The sequence below is a fragment of the Phocaeicola sp. genome, assembly GCF_057861905.1.
The window spans coordinates 61,682-78,193 of the sequence record NZ_DBMACV010000004.1 but is presented as its reverse complement, the minus strand read 5'-3'; the positions used below and the strand labels follow the sequence as shown (position 1 = coordinate 78,193).

The following is a 16,512-nucleotide window of genomic DNA, read 5'->3' as shown; positions in this document are numbered from 1 at the left end:
TTGTTTCTTTGAAAACAAACCGGATGCATTGCAAGGATACTATATTGAGGACTCAAAACAACTGGCCTTATTCTAAACTTATCCCGAACTCAGGTAAAGAATGGGAAAAAGTCGTTACTATAGGCATGCGGGGCGATGGTGATGCCCCAATGGGAGGAGAAGAAGGAAAAGAGCATGAATATACACCCAATGAAAAGAAAAATATAGCCTTGCTGAAAAAAATAGTAAAAGACCAACGCCAGATTATACGGAATGTAACAGGAAAAGCTGCCGAAAATACGCCACAAGTATGGGCTCTTTATAAAGAGGTGCAAAATTATTATGATAAAGGCATGGAAGTCCCTGATGACGTAACTTTATTATTATGTGACGATAATTGGGGAAACGTGCGCAAACTTCCCGACTTGACAGAAAAGCCCCGTAAAGGAGGGTACGGCATGTACTATCATTTTGACTACGTAGGTGCACCACGAAACTCGAAGTGGATTAACATCAGTCCCATCCCAAGAATATGGGAACAAATGCATCTGGCATACGAATATGGCATACGTCAGTTATGGATTGTCAATGTAGGTGACTTAAAACCCATGGAATATCCGATCACTTTCTTTTTGGATATGGCTTGGAATCCCGACCAGTTTCAGGCAAATAATTTGCAGGAACACACCGAAACATTCTGCCGAGAACAATTTGGAACAGCATATGCCAAAGAAGCGGCACGCATTTTATCTCTTTATCCTAAATATAACCGCCGGGTAACTCCCGAAATGCTTAGCATGCAGACATACAGTTTCAATTATGGAGAATGGGAAAGAGTTGTCAATGAATACAATGCTCTGGCACGCGACGCTGACAATCTGCTACAGGTAATGCCTGACAGTTGCCGAAACGCATACGAACAACTGGTAAATTTTCCGGTACAAGCATGTGCCAACCTGTACAACATGTATTATGCACAAGCCATGAATAACCGACTGGCAAAAGTAAATAATCCGGAAGCCAATATATGGGCCGATAGAGTTATCAGCTGTTTTAAACGTGATTCATTACTTATGTTACACTACAACCACCAAATAAGTAACGGGAAATGGAATCACATGATGGATCAGGTACACATAGGTTATACATCATGGAACAATCCTCCGACACAAATTCTACCAGAAGTCCAACGAATAGAACCGACAAAACGTCCATATACCTTTACAGATAAAGAGGGATATGTTTCGATGGAAGCAGAACACTATACAAGGGCTAATGATGGAAACCATGCGCACTGGATAACAATCCCCGATTTCGGGAAAACACTTTCCGGTGTAACAACGCAACCTGTAACTGTCACCCCTCAGGATTTATACCTGGAATATGACATTTTATTCGAAAAAGATAATAACATAAAAATCAAACTGTTACTGGCTCCTACCTTAAATTTCAACCATAACAAAGGATTGAGCTATGCAATCAGCATAGATGAAGGGAAAGAACAAATAGTCAACTTTAATAGAAACTATCGGGGAGAACTGGGAGAATGGCAGGCAAATCCAATAATTGAATCAGAAACCGAGCATAAAATAACAGCAGGAAAACATACCCTGCGCATACGTCCACTCAATGCCGGCATTGTATTTGAAAAAATTCTAATAGACTGCGGCAAACTAAAAGACTGTTATTTGGGAGCACCCGAAACAATGATTTATACCAAAGACTGAAATTTCTAAGGGAAAAGTTTCTGATACTTAAAAGACGTCGGTCGTTTTTTTACAGTTTTTCGACCGATGTCTTTTTTATTCCATCTTGATACTCTTCCAAAAACGTCCTGACATTTTCTGAAAATTTGTACAAAAAAAATTTTTTTTCGTACAAAAAATCAGGCAACTTTCTGCTTGTTTCTTCAAGAAAGCCCTCAAAACTCCGCAAGTTCTCACATGAATTGTGTATATTTGTGTTCAGACAATCAAAATACACTCACTATGATAAGACCGGTCACTCTACACGATGCTTCCGACGTTGCAGCCATCTACAATGAATACATCGCACACAGTACAAGTACTTTCGATGTAAATCTCCTTACCAAAGAAGATATGCGACAGCGTATATCCGATATTTCAATGCGATACCCCTACTTTGTATACGAAGAAAACGGGAAAGTAGAAGGATATTGCTATGCACATGCGTGGAAAGAAAAGGAGGCCTACAGCCGCACACTGGAAACCACCGTATACCTTTCACCCGCATTTACCGGAAAAGGTATCGGCAGACAACTCATGCAACGGCTCACCGACGAGTGCAGACGCCGTGGTGTCCATGCCCTGATAGCCTGTATCACCAGCGAAAATACTGCCAGTTGCAACTTCCATGCGTCTTTAGGATTCAGACAAGTTTCTTCCTTCAAGGAAGTAGGCATGAAGTTCGGACGATGGCTCGATGTAGCCGATTACGAACTGATTCTGTAAGACGAGATACATTACCAGATACTGTCGGGGTACAAAATCATATCCTTTGCCTTCCCCTTTACGGTTATTTCCGGACGTACGGCAGCAGCCTCCTCTTCGGTAAGCAATCCTTTTGCACATAATCGTCTGGCAATCAAATGAAAATATCCTTCCTGATTCTCACGCAGGGTAGCATCGGCATTAAACACCGAACGGAAATGTTTAGGCTTGGGTACTATGGAAGCCAGAAAAATAGCTTCTTCTACCGTCAGGTCGGAAGGCTCTTTCTCGAAATAAAAATGAGAAGCTTCGCAGGCTCCGTAAACCAAAGGTCCCCACTCTACGAGGTTCAGGTAGACTTCATACATACGCTCTTTCGAAGTAAGATGCTGATTTTCTATCAGCCAGACGATGAGTGCCTCCTCCAGCTTGCGGGCAATGTTCTTATGACGGTTCAGAAAGACATTCTTTACCAGCTGCATGGTAATGGTACTTCCCCCGCGAGCAAAGCGGCCTACCTTCAGATCGTAAGACAACGCTTCCTGAATGGCGCCCGGAAGAAAGCCCTGATGATAATAGAATCCGCCGTCTTCCGATTGCATAATTGCCATCTGAAGCAGAGGAGAAATACGGTCGAGCGGACGGAAATTGGGATTCGACGGACCGATGAAAAACGTTCTTACGGGCCGGTCGTTCTCGTATGCGGTATATTCAAACTCACCGTTCATCTTGGTAAGCTCGCTTCCTCCCAGACTTTCGATACGGAATCCATGTCCGCGCAGGTCGGAAGAAAATTTCAGACTATCCAGATGATTGAAATTCACGTCGAGCAACAAATCATAACTCAGTTTACCCGATGTGCGAATGCCCTGCACATGGCGGAACAAACCTTTCGGCAACGAAGCAAACAAGTCCTCTGCCGGAAACGCCGGACGATGGATGCTTGCCGTATAATGCCACTTGCGGTCTTTCTCAGCCCGCAGGTAAGGATGAAAATTCAGGCGGTTGAATATCACGGTAGACGCACTGTCCAGTTCGAAATAGTCATTGCCTACATGGCAGGTATACTCCAGTTTTCCCTTGTCCAGATCGATGGTATCGGGAGAAAGTGCCGCATGATAGACCTCCAGTCCGTCGACAGAGGCCATTCCCTCCAGCGTCAGCGGAGCAGAGCCCGAAGAAAGTTCCGACAACTTAAAAGCAATGGAATCGAATGCTACCGTTGCATTGTAATGAGGGCGTATATATGGAAGCATCACTTTTTCATCTTCATTGGCAGAAGCTATGCTGCCTTCTATCAGACGCATGCTGCGTGCCAGTGTACCTCTGACCTTCCATTCTCCTTGCATCACACCTTCTTCTACCTGAATGGCGGAGGCAAACTGACTATTCGTAAGAATAAGTTCAGGAATATGAAAGCAGGTCTGCAAAGAATCACGGCGTGCCGTCACATTCAAGTCCTGCAATTCACCGTTTTCGGGCAGCATCCGAAATATCAGATGAAGTGTCTGCTTTACCCGTGCATCGTATCCTCCCAGTGTGGTTGTTTCCACTTCCGGCTGATCTTCTTGTCCTGCCTTTCGGCGAAATAGGAAATCATAATTCGAAACAACTCCCTGCTTGACAAAAGAAAGTGCCATGCCTTCCACATCAACCTGACGCACTGAAATTTTTCCTCCCAATAAAGAAAGCAGACTAAGGTCAACTTCCACCTTATTAAGGCTCAGCAAGGTATCCCGATTTTCAGGGACAATAGTCAGCCCCTTCATGCAGATTGTAGAAAGAGAAGGCATAGTCAGTTCACGATAGGCAATCTGTAATCCGTAATTTTGCTCCACCGTTTCCAGCTTTTTCCCGGCAACATGCCGCAACAGGACTCCCCTACACAAAAAGAGTCCTGTTCCTGCCACAAGCACAACCAATACGATTCCTGCGGCAATCAGTTTAAGTACTCGACTTTTCATAATATCTTTATTGATATTTGCCGCAAAAATAAGCTTTACTTACATGTTGTGCAAGAAAGATTTTTCTTTTGTTTGTTTAACCGGCTTTCTATTCTCTTTTCCACTTGGGCGCACCGGTTTCCGACTCCCCTTAGACTCTGTGTTTGAGGGGCGTGTTACCCGATTCGGAACCTTGCCCGAAGGTTTTGAAACACCCGGATGCGACGGACGAGCATTCCCCGTATAAGCAGGCCGTTTGTGGTCTACTTTCGACGGGCGTTTCTCGGGTTTGGGAGCGGGTTTGGGAGTAGGCCGCACGCTTGATCCGGGACGGTAAGGCGGACGTGCCTCGGGACGATGTGCCGGAACTCCCGGTTTCGAAGGACGAACCGGAGTGAAATGGTAGCCCGGATTCTTGGCCGGTCGAGGAGCTATAAAGTCGTGTTTCCTGAATTCCGGACGACTGTGGAAATTTCCCCTATAAACGGGGTGGTGATAACGACCGGTAAAGTGAGTCCGGTAAAAGCCTGTATTCCGATAGAACCGGCGACTATGCGCACCGCAATAGGTAAGATAGTGTACGGGACGCCCGAAATAAAAGAAACTTCTGTTGGGATATACCTTGTACACACGCAGGTAACACACATTATTCATGGCATAAATCGGACGGAAGAAATATTCTATCGCAAGAAAACGTGTATAGGCCGAACTGGAAAGTACCCAGCGCAAGTCGTCATTTCTTTCATCCAAATACCGGTAGTACGCATCAAGCGCAGCGGCATCAGCACAGGCCATGCCGGTCAGATAAGGATCTACCCCACTCAGAAAATCAAAGTTAATTTCAAACAAATCGTTATACTGGCTCTGATTCAAGTTCAGTTCGAAAGCCATCCGGTCAGTCAAAAAACGAGCGTTAACGCGAATATCGCCCAAAGAGGAAGCATGTGCCGGCAACAAACATGTACAAAGCATCACGCAAAACAGTAATATAAACTTTCTGGTTTTCATATTCTAATATTTTTCTGATTTCCTGATACAGGAATAGGAGGATAAAAATCCTCCTGCAACGGAAACTTTCTATTTGCCAATAGGGAGTTTCCTATTTCTTTTAGGGATAATCACCTGCGGCGACGCTTGCGATGCTGTTTCCGACGGCGCTTGTATGCCAGCACCCGCCGGCGTATCTGCCAGATACTCAGCCCGGCTACCACTACGAAAATCAGAATAACAATGCCACTGTTCAGGTTATCACCTTTGATGCGTGACCATATCTCGAGTACATTTACCGTCTTGTCGCCAAAATCGCGTATCATGGAGCAGCGGTTTACGATGGAAATATCTGGATATTGTGTATTGCGCAATTTTACATTACGCCCTTCCGGTCCGAAAAAATAGCTGGCATCCACCGTTTCGGTCAGTGTTGTATCGATACAAGCCTCCATTATTTCAGGAGCCGCCACTGCACTGACGTAGCCGTTTTCTTCCATATTTCGTAAAGCAATATCGGGACGGCACAAGAAATTGATGAAATAACTTGCAGCCTTTACATTCTTGGCATACTTGGGAATCACCCATCCGTCGTACCAGATATTACTACCTTCTTCCGGAATAGAATAAGCAAGATTTACACCTACCAGCTCAGCTTCTTCGATAGCCCACTGTGCGTCACCGCTCCATGTCATGTTTATCCACGCCTTCCCCTTGGTCATCATCTCCTTTCCGAAGTCGGCTTCCCAGCCCGCTACATTCGGTTTCAACAGTTTCAGGTATTTTTCTACCGTATCCATGGCGGCAGGAGAATAATCGTTCATCAATTCTGGAACAGAAACCGTACCTTCAGCAAGCTGTTTGCGATGTGCATACAGCATAGCTGTACCATAAGCATCACGATAAGCGTCCTTCATCAGAATACGTCCTGCAAAGCGTTTATCCCACAGACAACCCCATGTTTCCATATCCTGAGCAGTAACATACTGCGTATTGTACAGCAATCCGGCAGTTCCCCACATATAACATACTGCATACCGGCTTGCGGGATTCTTCGTTGTACCCAGTTTATCTATCTGACGGCGGATATAGGGAGAAATTCCTTTCATGTAGTTAGGAGAATGTGCGAATACCGTATCGATAGGCAGCAGCAATCCCTTATGCAACATACGTTCAATGATGTATTCCGAAGGACATACCACATCGAAATCCTCATGTCCTTTTTCAATCTTGGTAAGCATGATTTCATTGATATCGAAGGTCTGATACACGATACGTATATCTTCTCCGGTCTGCTCCTTGTAATATTTCTGGAAATCCTCCAGCACACCTTCCCCAATATAGTCGGCCCAGTTATACACTTTCAGTATATTCTGACGCGACTCGTCAGCATTATAGCAGCCTGCCATGGCAAGACAAGTCCACAGGCACACAATAACTTGATATAATCTTTTCATTCTACGTTTCGACACATGGCTTTATTCCTGCAAAGCCTTATTTCTTCTGAGCCTTTCCAGCTCTACGGTTAATAATAATCAACAATATCAATATAACGACAAACGTCAGTGCAGACAGCGGACGAAGCTCCGGAGTAAGTCCCCCTTTACGTGCATCGGCATAGATATAAGTAGAAAGTGTTTCCAGTCCCTGATTACCGATAGTAAATACGGTTACGGCAAAATCGTCGAACGAGATAGTCAGTGCCAGCAGAAAACCGCTGATCATACCCGGACGTATCTCGGGAATAATCACTTTCCAGAGCGCCTGCATCGGTGTAGCCCCCAAGTCGAGTGCCGCTTCATACAGGTTTGGGTTCATTTGTTTCAAGCGAGGAAGTACACTCAGCACCACGTATGGCGTACAGAACGTAATATGAGCCAGCACAACGGTAGTAAATCCCTGTGTAATGCCCAGCGAAACAAAAAGCAGGAACAAGGAAATACCGGTTATGATATCACCGTTCAGGATAGGAATCGTATTGATGAATCCCATGGCCTTCCGGCTACGGGTTCGCAAATTGAATATACCAATGGCCGCAATGCTTCCCAACAACGTGGAAACAGTAGCGGCAATCAAAGCTATGGCAATGGTATTGATACACGCATTCATCAGCGAATGATGTGCACCGGTATTCATCAACGACTCATAAAGCTTGAATGAAAAGCCAGTCCAGTTGCCCAGCACTTTCGCCTCGGTAAACGAATAAACGACAATAATCAGGATAGGTGCGTAAAGCAATATCAGCAATACCCACAGATATATCTGCTCAATGATTCTTCTTACCATACGCCTCCTCCTCTCTCCGACTCGTCCTTATTCTCGGGAGTGAACAAGGATGTTGCAGCAATCAGGAACAACATAATGAGTGAAAGGGCAGCTCCATAGTTCCACAAGCTGTTGTTTATATTCTCCTGTATGGTTGTTCCGAAAAGTTTGATATTGTTCATAGTCAACAGTTCGGCAATGGCAAAGGTCGAAATGGTAGGCATGAATACCATCATGATACCGCTCACTACTCCCGGCATGGACAATGGAAAAATAACTTTCCAGAATACTTGGAAAGAATTGGCTCCCAAATCCTGTGCCGCCTCGATGTAACTTCTGTCCATTTTCTGCAACGTATTGTAAATAGGATAAATCATAAAGGGAATAAAATTGTATATCATGCCGAAAATGAGAGCCCCTTCGCCCAGCGGCAGCCGGCAAAAGTCGAACAAGGCGACCGTAGCGAGCGTACGCACTAGGATGTTTACCCACATCGGAAGGATGAACAGCATGATCAGCGTGCGTGAATAACTCAGATTCTTGCAGTTGTTCAGAATCCATGCCACCGGATATCCCAGCAAGATACATCCCAACGTGGTGAGAATAGCAATGCCAATAGAATAAACAAAGGTATTGACCGATTCGGAATGAGCAAAAAACTTACTGAAATTGGCCAATGTAAGATGTCCCATATCATCGGTAAACGCATATACTACAATCAGCAACAGCGGAATAATTACGAATATGACCGAAAAAATGAGATAAGGCAAAACCCAACTCTTACGTGAAGAGAAAAAATGTTGCAATTTCTTCATTATCCTTATATTAACAAATTACACGAATAGCCTCAGCAGGGATGGTGATACCCACGCGGTCGCCGTCATCCCAAACATCGTTGGTATCGACAAAAACATTTTCGTCCCAGTCGGACAAAACCGTGAGATGGTAATGGTTTCCCTTGTAAAGAATGAACTTCACCTCGCCGGTAAGCATTCCGTCTTCTTCATTGTCCTGCAAAATCACCTTGTCGAAATCGACTTCCACCTTCACGTGCTTCCAGTCGCATGACGAGTTGCTCATATCCACCCGCGGACATTCGAACTCACAACCGAGGAATTCCACATGTGTTTCGTCCACCATCGATGCCTCAAACGTATTGCATATCCGTTCTTTCTGCATGATATGTATGTCCATCGGCTTGATAAGCAGACCAACTTCCGAGCCTGCTTCGAAGGCATGATAGTCTTGTACCAGAAATTCATAATCGCCTACAGCCACTGCCATCTCGTAATGTACACCCTTGAAGATGCACGACTGCACCACACCGCGAAGCTGTGCCGCATCGGATACCGGGAAAATATACAAGTCCTCCGGACGGATTACCACGTCGACAGGAGCATTTTCGCCAAATCCCTTATCCACACATTCAAACTCGCGTCCGCAGAAACGTACCAGACAGTCGCGCACCATCGTACCGTTCAAGATATTGCTTTCACCGATAAAATCGGCAACAAACGAATTGATGGGCTCATTGTAGATATCGGTCGGTGTACCGATTTGCTGAATCTTTCCTTCGCTCATGACCACAATGGTATCGCTCAGCGTCAAAGCCTCCTCCTGATCGTGAGTAACATAAACAAAGGTAATCCCCAGACGGCGGTGCATTTCCTTCAACTCCATCTGCATGTCCTTACGCATTTTCAGGTCGAGAGCGGCAAGAGGTTCGTCGAGCAACAACACTTCCGGCTCGTTCACAATGGCACGGGCAATGGCTACACGCTGTTGCTGTCCGCCCGACAACGAGTTTACGTCACGGTATTCATAGTCGGTCATGCCCACCATCTTCAGTGCCGCCTTCACCTTTTTCTCCATTTCAGCCTTCGGCATTTTTTTCAGCTTCAATCCGAAAGCAATATTATCATATACATTCAGGTGAGGAAACAGCGCATATTTCTGAAACACCGTATTCACCGGACGACGATGAGGAGGAGTCTGGGTGATTTCTGTTCCGTCGATGTACAACTCTCCTTCCGAGGCAGTCTGAAACCCCGCAATGAGTCGCAGCAAAGTGGTTTTTCCACATCCCGAAGGACCAAGAATTGTCACGAACTCACCTTTGCGGATAGATAAGTTAATATGGTCGAGTGCCGTCTTTTCACCAAAGAATTTCGACACGTTTCTTACTTCAATAATAGGTTTATTGTCTTGTTGCATATGCATGTTCTGATTTCAGCCCGCAAAGGTACACATTATTATTAACTTATCTCGTTAAAAAGGTATAGTTTTATAACTGCAACAAGATAAACTCAGAAGGTTTTTCTGAAATCGAACATCAAGTTCAAGCGCAACCCCTCGTCGCCTTTCTTTATACGGATATTGCCAGGCTGACTATTGGGCCCCTGTTGTTCGATAGGCTTAAACGAGCAGATGGCTGGTATATCGAGCAAAAAAGAAATATCTCCTTCAGGGAAATCGGGCATTGTCTTTTTGGCGCTACCCTTTGGCTCCGCAGGTGTGAAGATACGGCAAAATATTCCATCTGTACGCGAGTAGACTGTGAAAGAAACTTCATCACTTTCTAAAGTAGCCCAGTACACATTAGCATGATAACCTTTAAATTCGGGATATACAAGATTGTCATAGCTTTCCCCGGTTATGGTATTATTGTATTCCTTATGCCAGATATTATAATTGGTACCCGCAATACGATTTTTCCAGACACGATAAGGTCCTCTTCCCATCCATTTCATACCCGTGCAACTTTGCTCCGGATAAGAAAATGTAATTCCAAGATTATAAACTTCCTCATCCATAAAAGCATCGTCCAGACCACCCCCGCCCGAAGCACGGTTCAGCAGTACAGCATCCATATAGAGCAGCCCCTGAGGAGTCAGTCGCCACACTATCGAATCGGCCCCACCTTTGTAACGGGCACAAAACACCGCTCCAGCCGAATCCTGACGTACGTAACTTTCGGCAGGCTGATAAATCATTTTCATGCCTACTGCCACCGGACCATCGGTAAAGGGTACTTCTCTTTCATCTGAAAGTATACGGGCAATCATTCCCGTACCGGCATCGAAGGCAATACTGACCTTATCACTTTTCAGGATTATCTGCTTGCCATCATTACAGGCTGATACCGCACCGGAAGATGCCTCCCGGCAAGTATGAGATAAATGGCGATTGAAATATTGATTTGCCAGACGGATAGGATAAGTCCATTCACAGATACTGCGCTTTTCCTTATCGAATGCTTCCAACTTCAGTATATCTCCCTCACGAAAAGAAGCAGGCAAAGAAAAATGTGCCTTTCCCGTTTCCCCGGGAGCAATAGAAGGAAGTACGACCTCTCCGCGGGCAAGCACGCGAGAGTGTGCCCCCTGCATGGGAGTATTGCATGCAAGTACTTCATAAGTTATTCGACAATCTTTCAGATTGGTATAAGCATATTCGTTTGTAACGAAGAAACTTCCGTCGAAATGATCCGTAATAAGCAAAGGCTTTATCTGAACAGGCGACCATTGCGACCTGATGGCATAAAAACTCCCTTCTTTTTCCCTTCTCGGACCAACTACCCCATCGGGAGCATTCGAACCGTCGGAATCGAGCATTCCTTCCCGGTCGGAACGCTTGGGAGCCTCATCACAAAATGCCCAGATAAAGCCTCCGGCAAACATAGGATTGGTCATCCACCGGTCCCAGAAATCACGCAGTCCGGCTCCTCCGCCCTGATCGTACATTGCATGCATAAACTCTGTAGGCATAAAGACTTTATAGCCATTGGTAAATCGTGCTACTCCCGTAAGATAAGCCGGATAATGATGCGTATCAAGCCCGTCGAAATCGGCCCACGGATGAATGACATGACGTCGCTGATACTTATCGTAATCAGTAAAAAGAACATCGTTCGCCGTATTCCATCCGCCTTCATTTCCATTACTCCACAAGATGACCGACGGATGATTTACATCACGTTCCACCATTTCCCTTACCAGCCGTGCACCGGTTTCCGTATCATAACACCCATGCCACCCGGCAAGTTCATCAATATAAACCAAGCCGAGAGAGTCGCACATATCAAGAAAATGTTCATCGGGCGGATAATGGGAACGTACAGCATTCATATTCATTTCCTTGATGAGTAAAGCGTCCTGCCGGCTCATTGCAGCACTCGTTGTCCGCCCGCCGTCTACCGAAAAAGAGTGGCGGTTGATACCTTTCAGCACCAGCCGTGTTCCGTTCAGATAAAGTCCGTCTTGCGGAAAAAATTCGATGGTCCGGAAACCTGTCCGCTCCTCACGAACCTGAACAGTCTTTCCCTCGCGGTCTTTCAATGCCAAACGCACCCGATAAAGTTCGGGCGACTCCGTATTCCATACCTTCACATCATGCCACCTGCCTTCGATGTTCGTTTCTTTTCCTGCACAACTTATCCGACATGTCATTTCTTCCTTCCCTTCGTCGGTTTTCAGGAGCTTGCCATCTTTCAATCCGCATACCGAGATAGACAAAGAATAACCTTCCGGATTACCGCTCGTGCGCACCGAAGCACGGAAATGTCCGTCGGCACGGGCATCAATCACAAAATGTTCCATCGAAACTTCAGGAACAACCTCCAGCCATACCGGACGGTAGATTCCCCCGAACAACCACCAGTCAGCACGACGCTCTGCCGCATTCACCGATTTATTAGCCGACTGTTTGGCTACTTTCACTTCAAGCAGATTTTCCCCTTCTGTATTCAACAGCGAAGTAATGTCGTAAGAGAAACGGTAAAAGGCACCTTGATGAATATTTCCCGCAGGTTTTCCATTGACCAGCACCTCTGCATCGGTCATGACTCCGTCGAAAAATAACCTGACGCGGTCGTTTTTCCTGCACTTGGGAGCTTGAAAACTATAACGGTATATACCGGTTTCATCGCTGGGTTTTGTACCTTTCACCATATAATAGCGCCCATAAGTATATTCACCAAAGCCCTGCAATTCCCAGCAACAAGGAACTTCGATGGGTTTCCATTCACCGGAATTTAGACCTTTGGAGCAGAAAAATTGCCATGTACGAGTATCATCGATGCCTGTACCCGACAGATAAATTCGTTCGGGATGAGGAGCTTGCGCCTGTATATTCAAGGCCGAACAGATGCCCAAAGCCATTATAGCACGACGAAGAATGTGTTTTTTCATACCAAAATACCTGAATTAGATTCGTTGGAACAAAGATAAGGATTCGTTATAAGGGAAGAAATGGAAATTAGTACACTTAAATGAAAATTTATGCACGACGAGCCCTCATCGGATATATGCAGACATTCCTGTTGAAGTATGCCGGCCTTTCCCTAAAAATGTCTCGACGTTTTTTTATTTTTTGTACAAAAACAAAAAAGATTTGTACAAAAAATAAACAAGTTCCGGTGGAGCAAAAAAAATCCCTCACTTCTTTTCCTGCCAATCCTCAGCATTCTTGCTGGAAAATGTAACAGAAAAGGAAGTGAGGAATTGAATCTATTACCTCATCGGATGGTCACCATAGTAGCTCCGAAACCATATTCACGGAACGAAGCATCCTGACTGGGATAATTCTTGTACTTGCGTTTGAGTTCATCCAGAATGGCACGGCGCAATACACCGTCGCCCTTGCCATGAATAAAGACTATTTTCTGTCCCTTCTTGTCTTTGTATTCTTCCAGTGTCTTGCGGAATACGTCAAGCTGATAATTCAGCATCTCGGCATTTCCCATGCCTGTTGTATCGTCCAGCAACTCGTGGATGTGCAAGTCGATTTCTACAATATCATTTTTTACTTTATGCTGTTTTTTCTGCAATTTGGCAGGAGCATCGGACACACTTTTCTGCAACAAGGCTTCCTTGATATCGTTGGCCGAAACATACACTTGCTTTACTTCTTCATCATCGCGCACGATATCGTATACCAAAGCAGGTTCTGCAAAGAAATCGGTCTGCTGGAAAGTATGCAGTTTATAGAATTTTACGGTATCAATGCGCACTTCCGTATTGACGGCATTCTTCAACAGAAACGTACGGTCGTCCTTGTAAGCCAGCAATTGTACCGCCACATGTTCCATGCTGTTCAACGCACCTTTATCGAACTCTTCCAAGTGCATTTTCATGTTTGGCTTGATAGTGCCGCGACTGCGCAATGTCCAGCTTTTTCCTTCGGCCGACAAGTACAGATAATCGACGAAATAATTGCTGTCGTTTATCAGATAAGCGTCGAAAGCTGTCGAAGAGATTGCCTTTACATCCTGAGGCACATAAGCCAGATATACGTTCAGCACATCGTTTCCACGTATTTCCGGAGCACGGTAAGTAATCGGTTTTTCTTCTTCTACTTCCTCTTCCGGCTGCGGAACTTCAGGCTTTTTGGTCGATTTAAGAGGAATATTATAATCATCTGTCTGAATGACGACACACTCTTTTATCAGCATCGGAATCTCAAAGCCATCGTCACCCTCTACCAATGCCACGTCTTTTCCTTGAAATCCTCTCACGATACCGCCTCCCACTTCGCTGAGGAAACGGACTTTATCTCCTATTTTCATCGTTTTGTCCTCCTTATTTTATATTACATAAAAAACTCTTTATAAAAGAGTTTCCGTTCCTATCTATCAGGTAATACCTTACATATATTTATCTTGTTTATTACAAAAGATATGTAGTGCAAATATAATGGTTTTATTCGGAAAACAAAAAACGCAATATTCCTGTCGGTCGCAACAATACGATTGCTTTCCATGGCAGTTTTTTTCAGTCGGTTGAACCGTTTTTTTTATACAATCATTTCTTTCTACTCTTCAGGCAAAATGTAGTGAGCTGTAAATTTTCGACAGGCATTACTCTGATACCCGAAGAAATTCTGTAATTTTGCACCCACGTAAATCATACTACTCAACACTATGACAGAAACTAAGCATATAAAAATCAGCGATTATAACTATCCGCTGCCCGATGAGCGTATCGCCAAATTCCCACTTCCCGTACGCGACCAGTCGAAGCTGTTAGTATATCAGCATGGCAAAATCAGTGAAACAATATTTACTTCCCTGCCCGATTATCTGGAACCGGGCATGCTGATGATATTCAATAATACCAAAGTTATTCAGGCACGACTGCATTTCCGTAAGGAAACGGGTGCATTGATCGAAATTTTCTGTCTGGAACCTATCCAGCCCAATGATTACGCACTGAACTTTCAGCAAACCAGTCACTCGGCATGGCTGTGCATGATCGGTAACCTGAAGAAATGGAAAGAGGGTGCTTTGCATAAGGAAATGACGGTAAAAGGAAAAACCATTACGCTGACCGCCCAGCGTGGCGCATGTCATGGTACAAGCCACTGGGTAGACTTTACATGGGATAATCCGGAAGTTACTTTCGCCGACATCCTTGAGGTATTCGGAGAATTGCCTATACCTCCTTACCTTAACCGCGAAACTCAGGAAAGTGATAAGGAAACATATCAGACAGTTTATTCAAAAATAAAAGGATCGGTGGCCGCTCCTACTGCCGGATTACATTTTACGGAACGGGTACTGTCTGCACTGAAAGCCAAAGGTGTCGACTTGGAGGAAGTTACCCTTCACGTTGGAGCCGGAACATTTAAACCGGTCAAGAGTGAAGAGATAGAAGGACACGAAATGCACACCGAGTATATCTCAGTCAACAAGACAACCATCGAGAAACTGATTGCACACCATGGAGAAGCTGTAGCAGTAGGAACCACTTCTGTACGTACGTTGGAAAGTCTATATTATATAGGTGTAACTATCAGCCAGAATCCGGATGCAAGTCAGGAAGACCTGCACGTAAAGCAATGGCAACCTTATGAATCAAATCCCACTCTTAGCACGACAGAGGCTTTGCAATGTATCTTAGACTACATGAACCGTCATGGTCTTGACGCACTTCATACCAGCACGCAGATTATCATTGCTCCGGGATATGAGTATAAAATTGTCAAACGTATGGTCACAAACTTCCATCAGCCACAAAGTACATTGTTATTACTTGTTTCAGCTTTCGTTAAGGGTGACTGGCGCAACATTTACGACTATGCTTTATCTCACGATTTTCGTTTTCTGAGCTATGGAGACTCTTCATTACTCATCCCCTAAAACAGATTCATTGACCTAAATCAAGAAAAAGAAGTCATTGCGCATTTTTTCAATAAAATGTATGGGTGGGCAAACAAAAACCCGTAATTTTGTGTTGTAAAACATAAAAAGAAGGATAACTAAGCTAAACAACTCTCAAAAAAGAGAGCGACTGATAAGATTAGAAAAGTATTTATAACACAAAAACAACGAAAGGATAACATTATGAAACAAGTGAAAAACTTATTCAAAGCCATCAAAAAGAACTTGAATACAAGTGCAATGGCAATGTACGGTCAGTATACAAGATAATACTTTCCGTACCTGTTTTTAGACAAATTCAACACATCATCCATAATTAAGGGACGAAGGATTTTCGAATGAATTCTTTCGTCCCTTTTCCTTTTCTCCCATTTTACAACAAGAAAAAGCAGAAACAACAGATCTTGACCTTAAAGAATAAGAATTTCATTCCAATAAAATTGTGGATACACACATAGATAAAAATAAAAAAAGCGTTTCAGAATAAATCTGAAACGCCTTCTATTCTGTTGGGCTACTCGGATTCGAACCAAGAAAAACAGGACCAGAATCTGTTGTGTTACCATTACACCATAGCCCAAACTTATATTTACGATGCCTTCTCCGTGAAGACTTTCGTTTGTTCTGATGTTGGGCTACTCGGACTCGAACCAAGAAAAACAGGACCAGAATCTGTTGTGTTACCATTACACCATAGCCCAAAATCAATTGTTTCGTCAATCATTTCGTT

General features: G+C 44.3%; 10 protein-coding genes, 2 tRNA genes and 1 pseudogene. 3 read left to right on the top strand and 10 right to left on the bottom strand.

What is annotated here, in order from left to right:
* Window positions 1-95: 95 nt before the first annotated feature.
* Window positions 96-1,706, top strand: a pseudogene (locus ACZM60_RS01675) (glycosyl hydrolase 115 family protein); the annotation flags it as partial.
* 261 nt (window positions 1,707-1,967) lie between these two features.
* Window positions 1,968-2,450: a GNAT family N-acetyltransferase gene (locus tag ACZM60_RS01670; RefSeq protein WP_021970520.1), complete on the top strand. Its 483-nt coding sequence runs from the start codon at window positions 1,968-1,970 to the stop codon at window positions 2,448-2,450.
* Between the two features lie 11 nt (window positions 2,451-2,461).
* Here the strand turns inward: ACZM60_RS01670 and ACZM60_RS01665 are convergent, their stop codons facing one another.
* From ACZM60_RS01665 to ACZM60_RS01630, 8 genes are all read right to left on the bottom strand, one after another.
* On the bottom strand, window positions 2,462-4,393 hold the full coding sequence (locus ACZM60_RS01665) for a transglycosylase domain-containing protein (RefSeq protein ID WP_489520629.1): 1,932 nt from the start codon (window positions 4,391-4,393) through the stop codon (window positions 2,462-2,464).
* 39 nt (window positions 4,394-4,432) lie between these two features.
* The gene (locus ACZM60_RS01660) at window positions 4,433-5,380 is read right to left on the bottom strand and encodes a hypothetical protein (protein ID WP_489520628.1); all 948 of its coding nucleotides are present in this window, start codon (window positions 5,378-5,380) and stop codon (window positions 4,433-4,435) included.
* A gap of 110 nt (window positions 5,381-5,490) precedes the next feature.
* The gene (locus ACZM60_RS01655) at window positions 5,491-6,816 is read right to left on the bottom strand and encodes an ABC transporter substrate-binding protein (RefSeq protein ID WP_489520627.1); all 1,326 of its coding nucleotides are present in this window, start codon (window positions 6,814-6,816) and stop codon (window positions 5,491-5,493) included.
* Window positions 6,817-6,853: 37 nt separating this feature from the next.
* Window positions 6,854-7,645 carry an ABC transporter permease gene (locus ACZM60_RS01650; RefSeq protein ID WP_021970524.1) on the bottom strand — a complete coding sequence of 264 codons (792 nt, stop codon included), beginning with the start codon at window positions 7,643-7,645 and terminating at the stop codon, window positions 6,854-6,856.
* Complete coding sequence (locus ACZM60_RS01645; RefSeq protein ID WP_021970525.1) at window positions 7,639-8,439, bottom strand: ABC transporter permease; 801 nt, start codon at window positions 8,437-8,439, stop codon at window positions 7,639-7,641. The genes ACZM60_RS01650 and ACZM60_RS01645 overlap by 7 nt, the downstream gene beginning before the upstream one ends.
* Window positions 8,440-8,449: 10 nt before the next feature.
* Complete coding sequence (locus ACZM60_RS01640; RefSeq protein WP_021970526.1) at window positions 8,450-9,844, bottom strand: polyamine ABC transporter ATP-binding protein; 1,395 nt, start codon at window positions 9,842-9,844, stop codon at window positions 8,450-8,452.
* Between the two features lie 86 nt (window positions 9,845-9,930).
* Window positions 9,931-12,813 (bottom strand): exo-beta-1,4-galactosidase, encoded by a 2,883-nt coding sequence (locus tag ACZM60_RS01635; protein ID WP_489520626.1) that lies wholly within the window; start codon window positions 12,811-12,813, stop codon window positions 9,931-9,933.
* A 326-nt stretch (window positions 12,814-13,139) separates the two neighbouring features.
* Complete coding sequence (locus tag ACZM60_RS01630) at window positions 13,140-14,189, bottom strand: DUF2027 domain-containing protein (RefSeq protein WP_340319138.1); 1,050 nt, start codon at window positions 14,187-14,189, stop codon at window positions 13,140-13,142.
* Window positions 14,190-14,543: 354 nt separating this feature from the next.
* On the opposite strand from ACZM60_RS01630, the gene queA reads away from it, so the two are divergent.
* Window positions 14,544-15,761: a tRNA preQ1(34) S-adenosylmethionine ribosyltransferase-isomerase QueA gene (queA, locus tag ACZM60_RS01625; RefSeq protein WP_340319139.1), complete on the top strand. Its 1,218-nt coding sequence runs from the start codon at window positions 14,544-14,546 to the stop codon at window positions 15,759-15,761.
* Between the two features lie 530 nt (window positions 15,762-16,291).
* On the opposite strand, the gene ACZM60_RS01620 is transcribed toward queA, so the two are convergent.
* Together ACZM60_RS01620 and ACZM60_RS01615 are read right to left on the bottom strand one after the other, a co-directional pair.
* Window positions 16,292-16,362: transfer RNA gene (locus ACZM60_RS01620), tRNA-Gln, on the bottom strand.
* 50 nt (window positions 16,363-16,412) lie between these two features.
* A tRNA-Gln gene (locus ACZM60_RS01615) sits at window positions 16,413-16,483 on the bottom strand.
* Window positions 16,484-16,512 lie beyond the last annotated feature (29 nt).

Coding starts and splice junctions, on each gene's coding strand:
- ACZM60_RS01670 (WP_021970520.1), top strand. CDS start 1,968: ATGATAAGACCGGTCACTCTACACGATGCTTCCGACGTTGCAGCCATC.
- ACZM60_RS01665 (WP_489520629.1), bottom strand. CDS start 4,393: ATGAAAAGTCGAGTACTTAAACTGATTGCCGCAGGAATCGTATTGGTT.
- ACZM60_RS01660 (WP_489520628.1), bottom strand. CDS start 5,380: ATGAAAACCAGAAAGTTTATATTACTGTTTTGCGTGATGCTTTGTACA.
- ACZM60_RS01655 (WP_489520627.1), bottom strand. CDS start 6,816: ATGAAAAGATTATATCAAGTTATTGTGTGCCTGTGGACTTGTCTTGCC.
- ACZM60_RS01650 (WP_021970524.1), bottom strand. CDS start 7,645: ATGGTAAGAAGAATCATTGAGCAGATATATCTGTGGGTATTGCTGATA.
- ACZM60_RS01645 (WP_021970525.1), bottom strand. CDS start 8,439: ATGAAGAAATTGCAACATTTTTTCTCTTCACGTAAGAGTTGGGTTTTG.
- ACZM60_RS01640 (WP_021970526.1), bottom strand. CDS start 9,844: ATGCATATGCAACAAGACAATAAACCTATTATTGAAGTAAGAAACGTG.
- ACZM60_RS01635 (WP_489520626.1), bottom strand. CDS start 12,813: ATGAAAAAACACATTCTTCGTCGTGCTATAATGGCTTTGGGCATCTGT.
- ACZM60_RS01630 (WP_340319138.1), bottom strand. CDS start 14,189: ATGAAAATAGGAGATAAAGTCCGTTTCCTCAGCGAAGTGGGAGGCGGT.
- queA (WP_340319139.1), top strand. CDS start 14,544: ATGACAGAAACTAAGCATATAAAAATCAGCGATTATAACTATCCGCTG.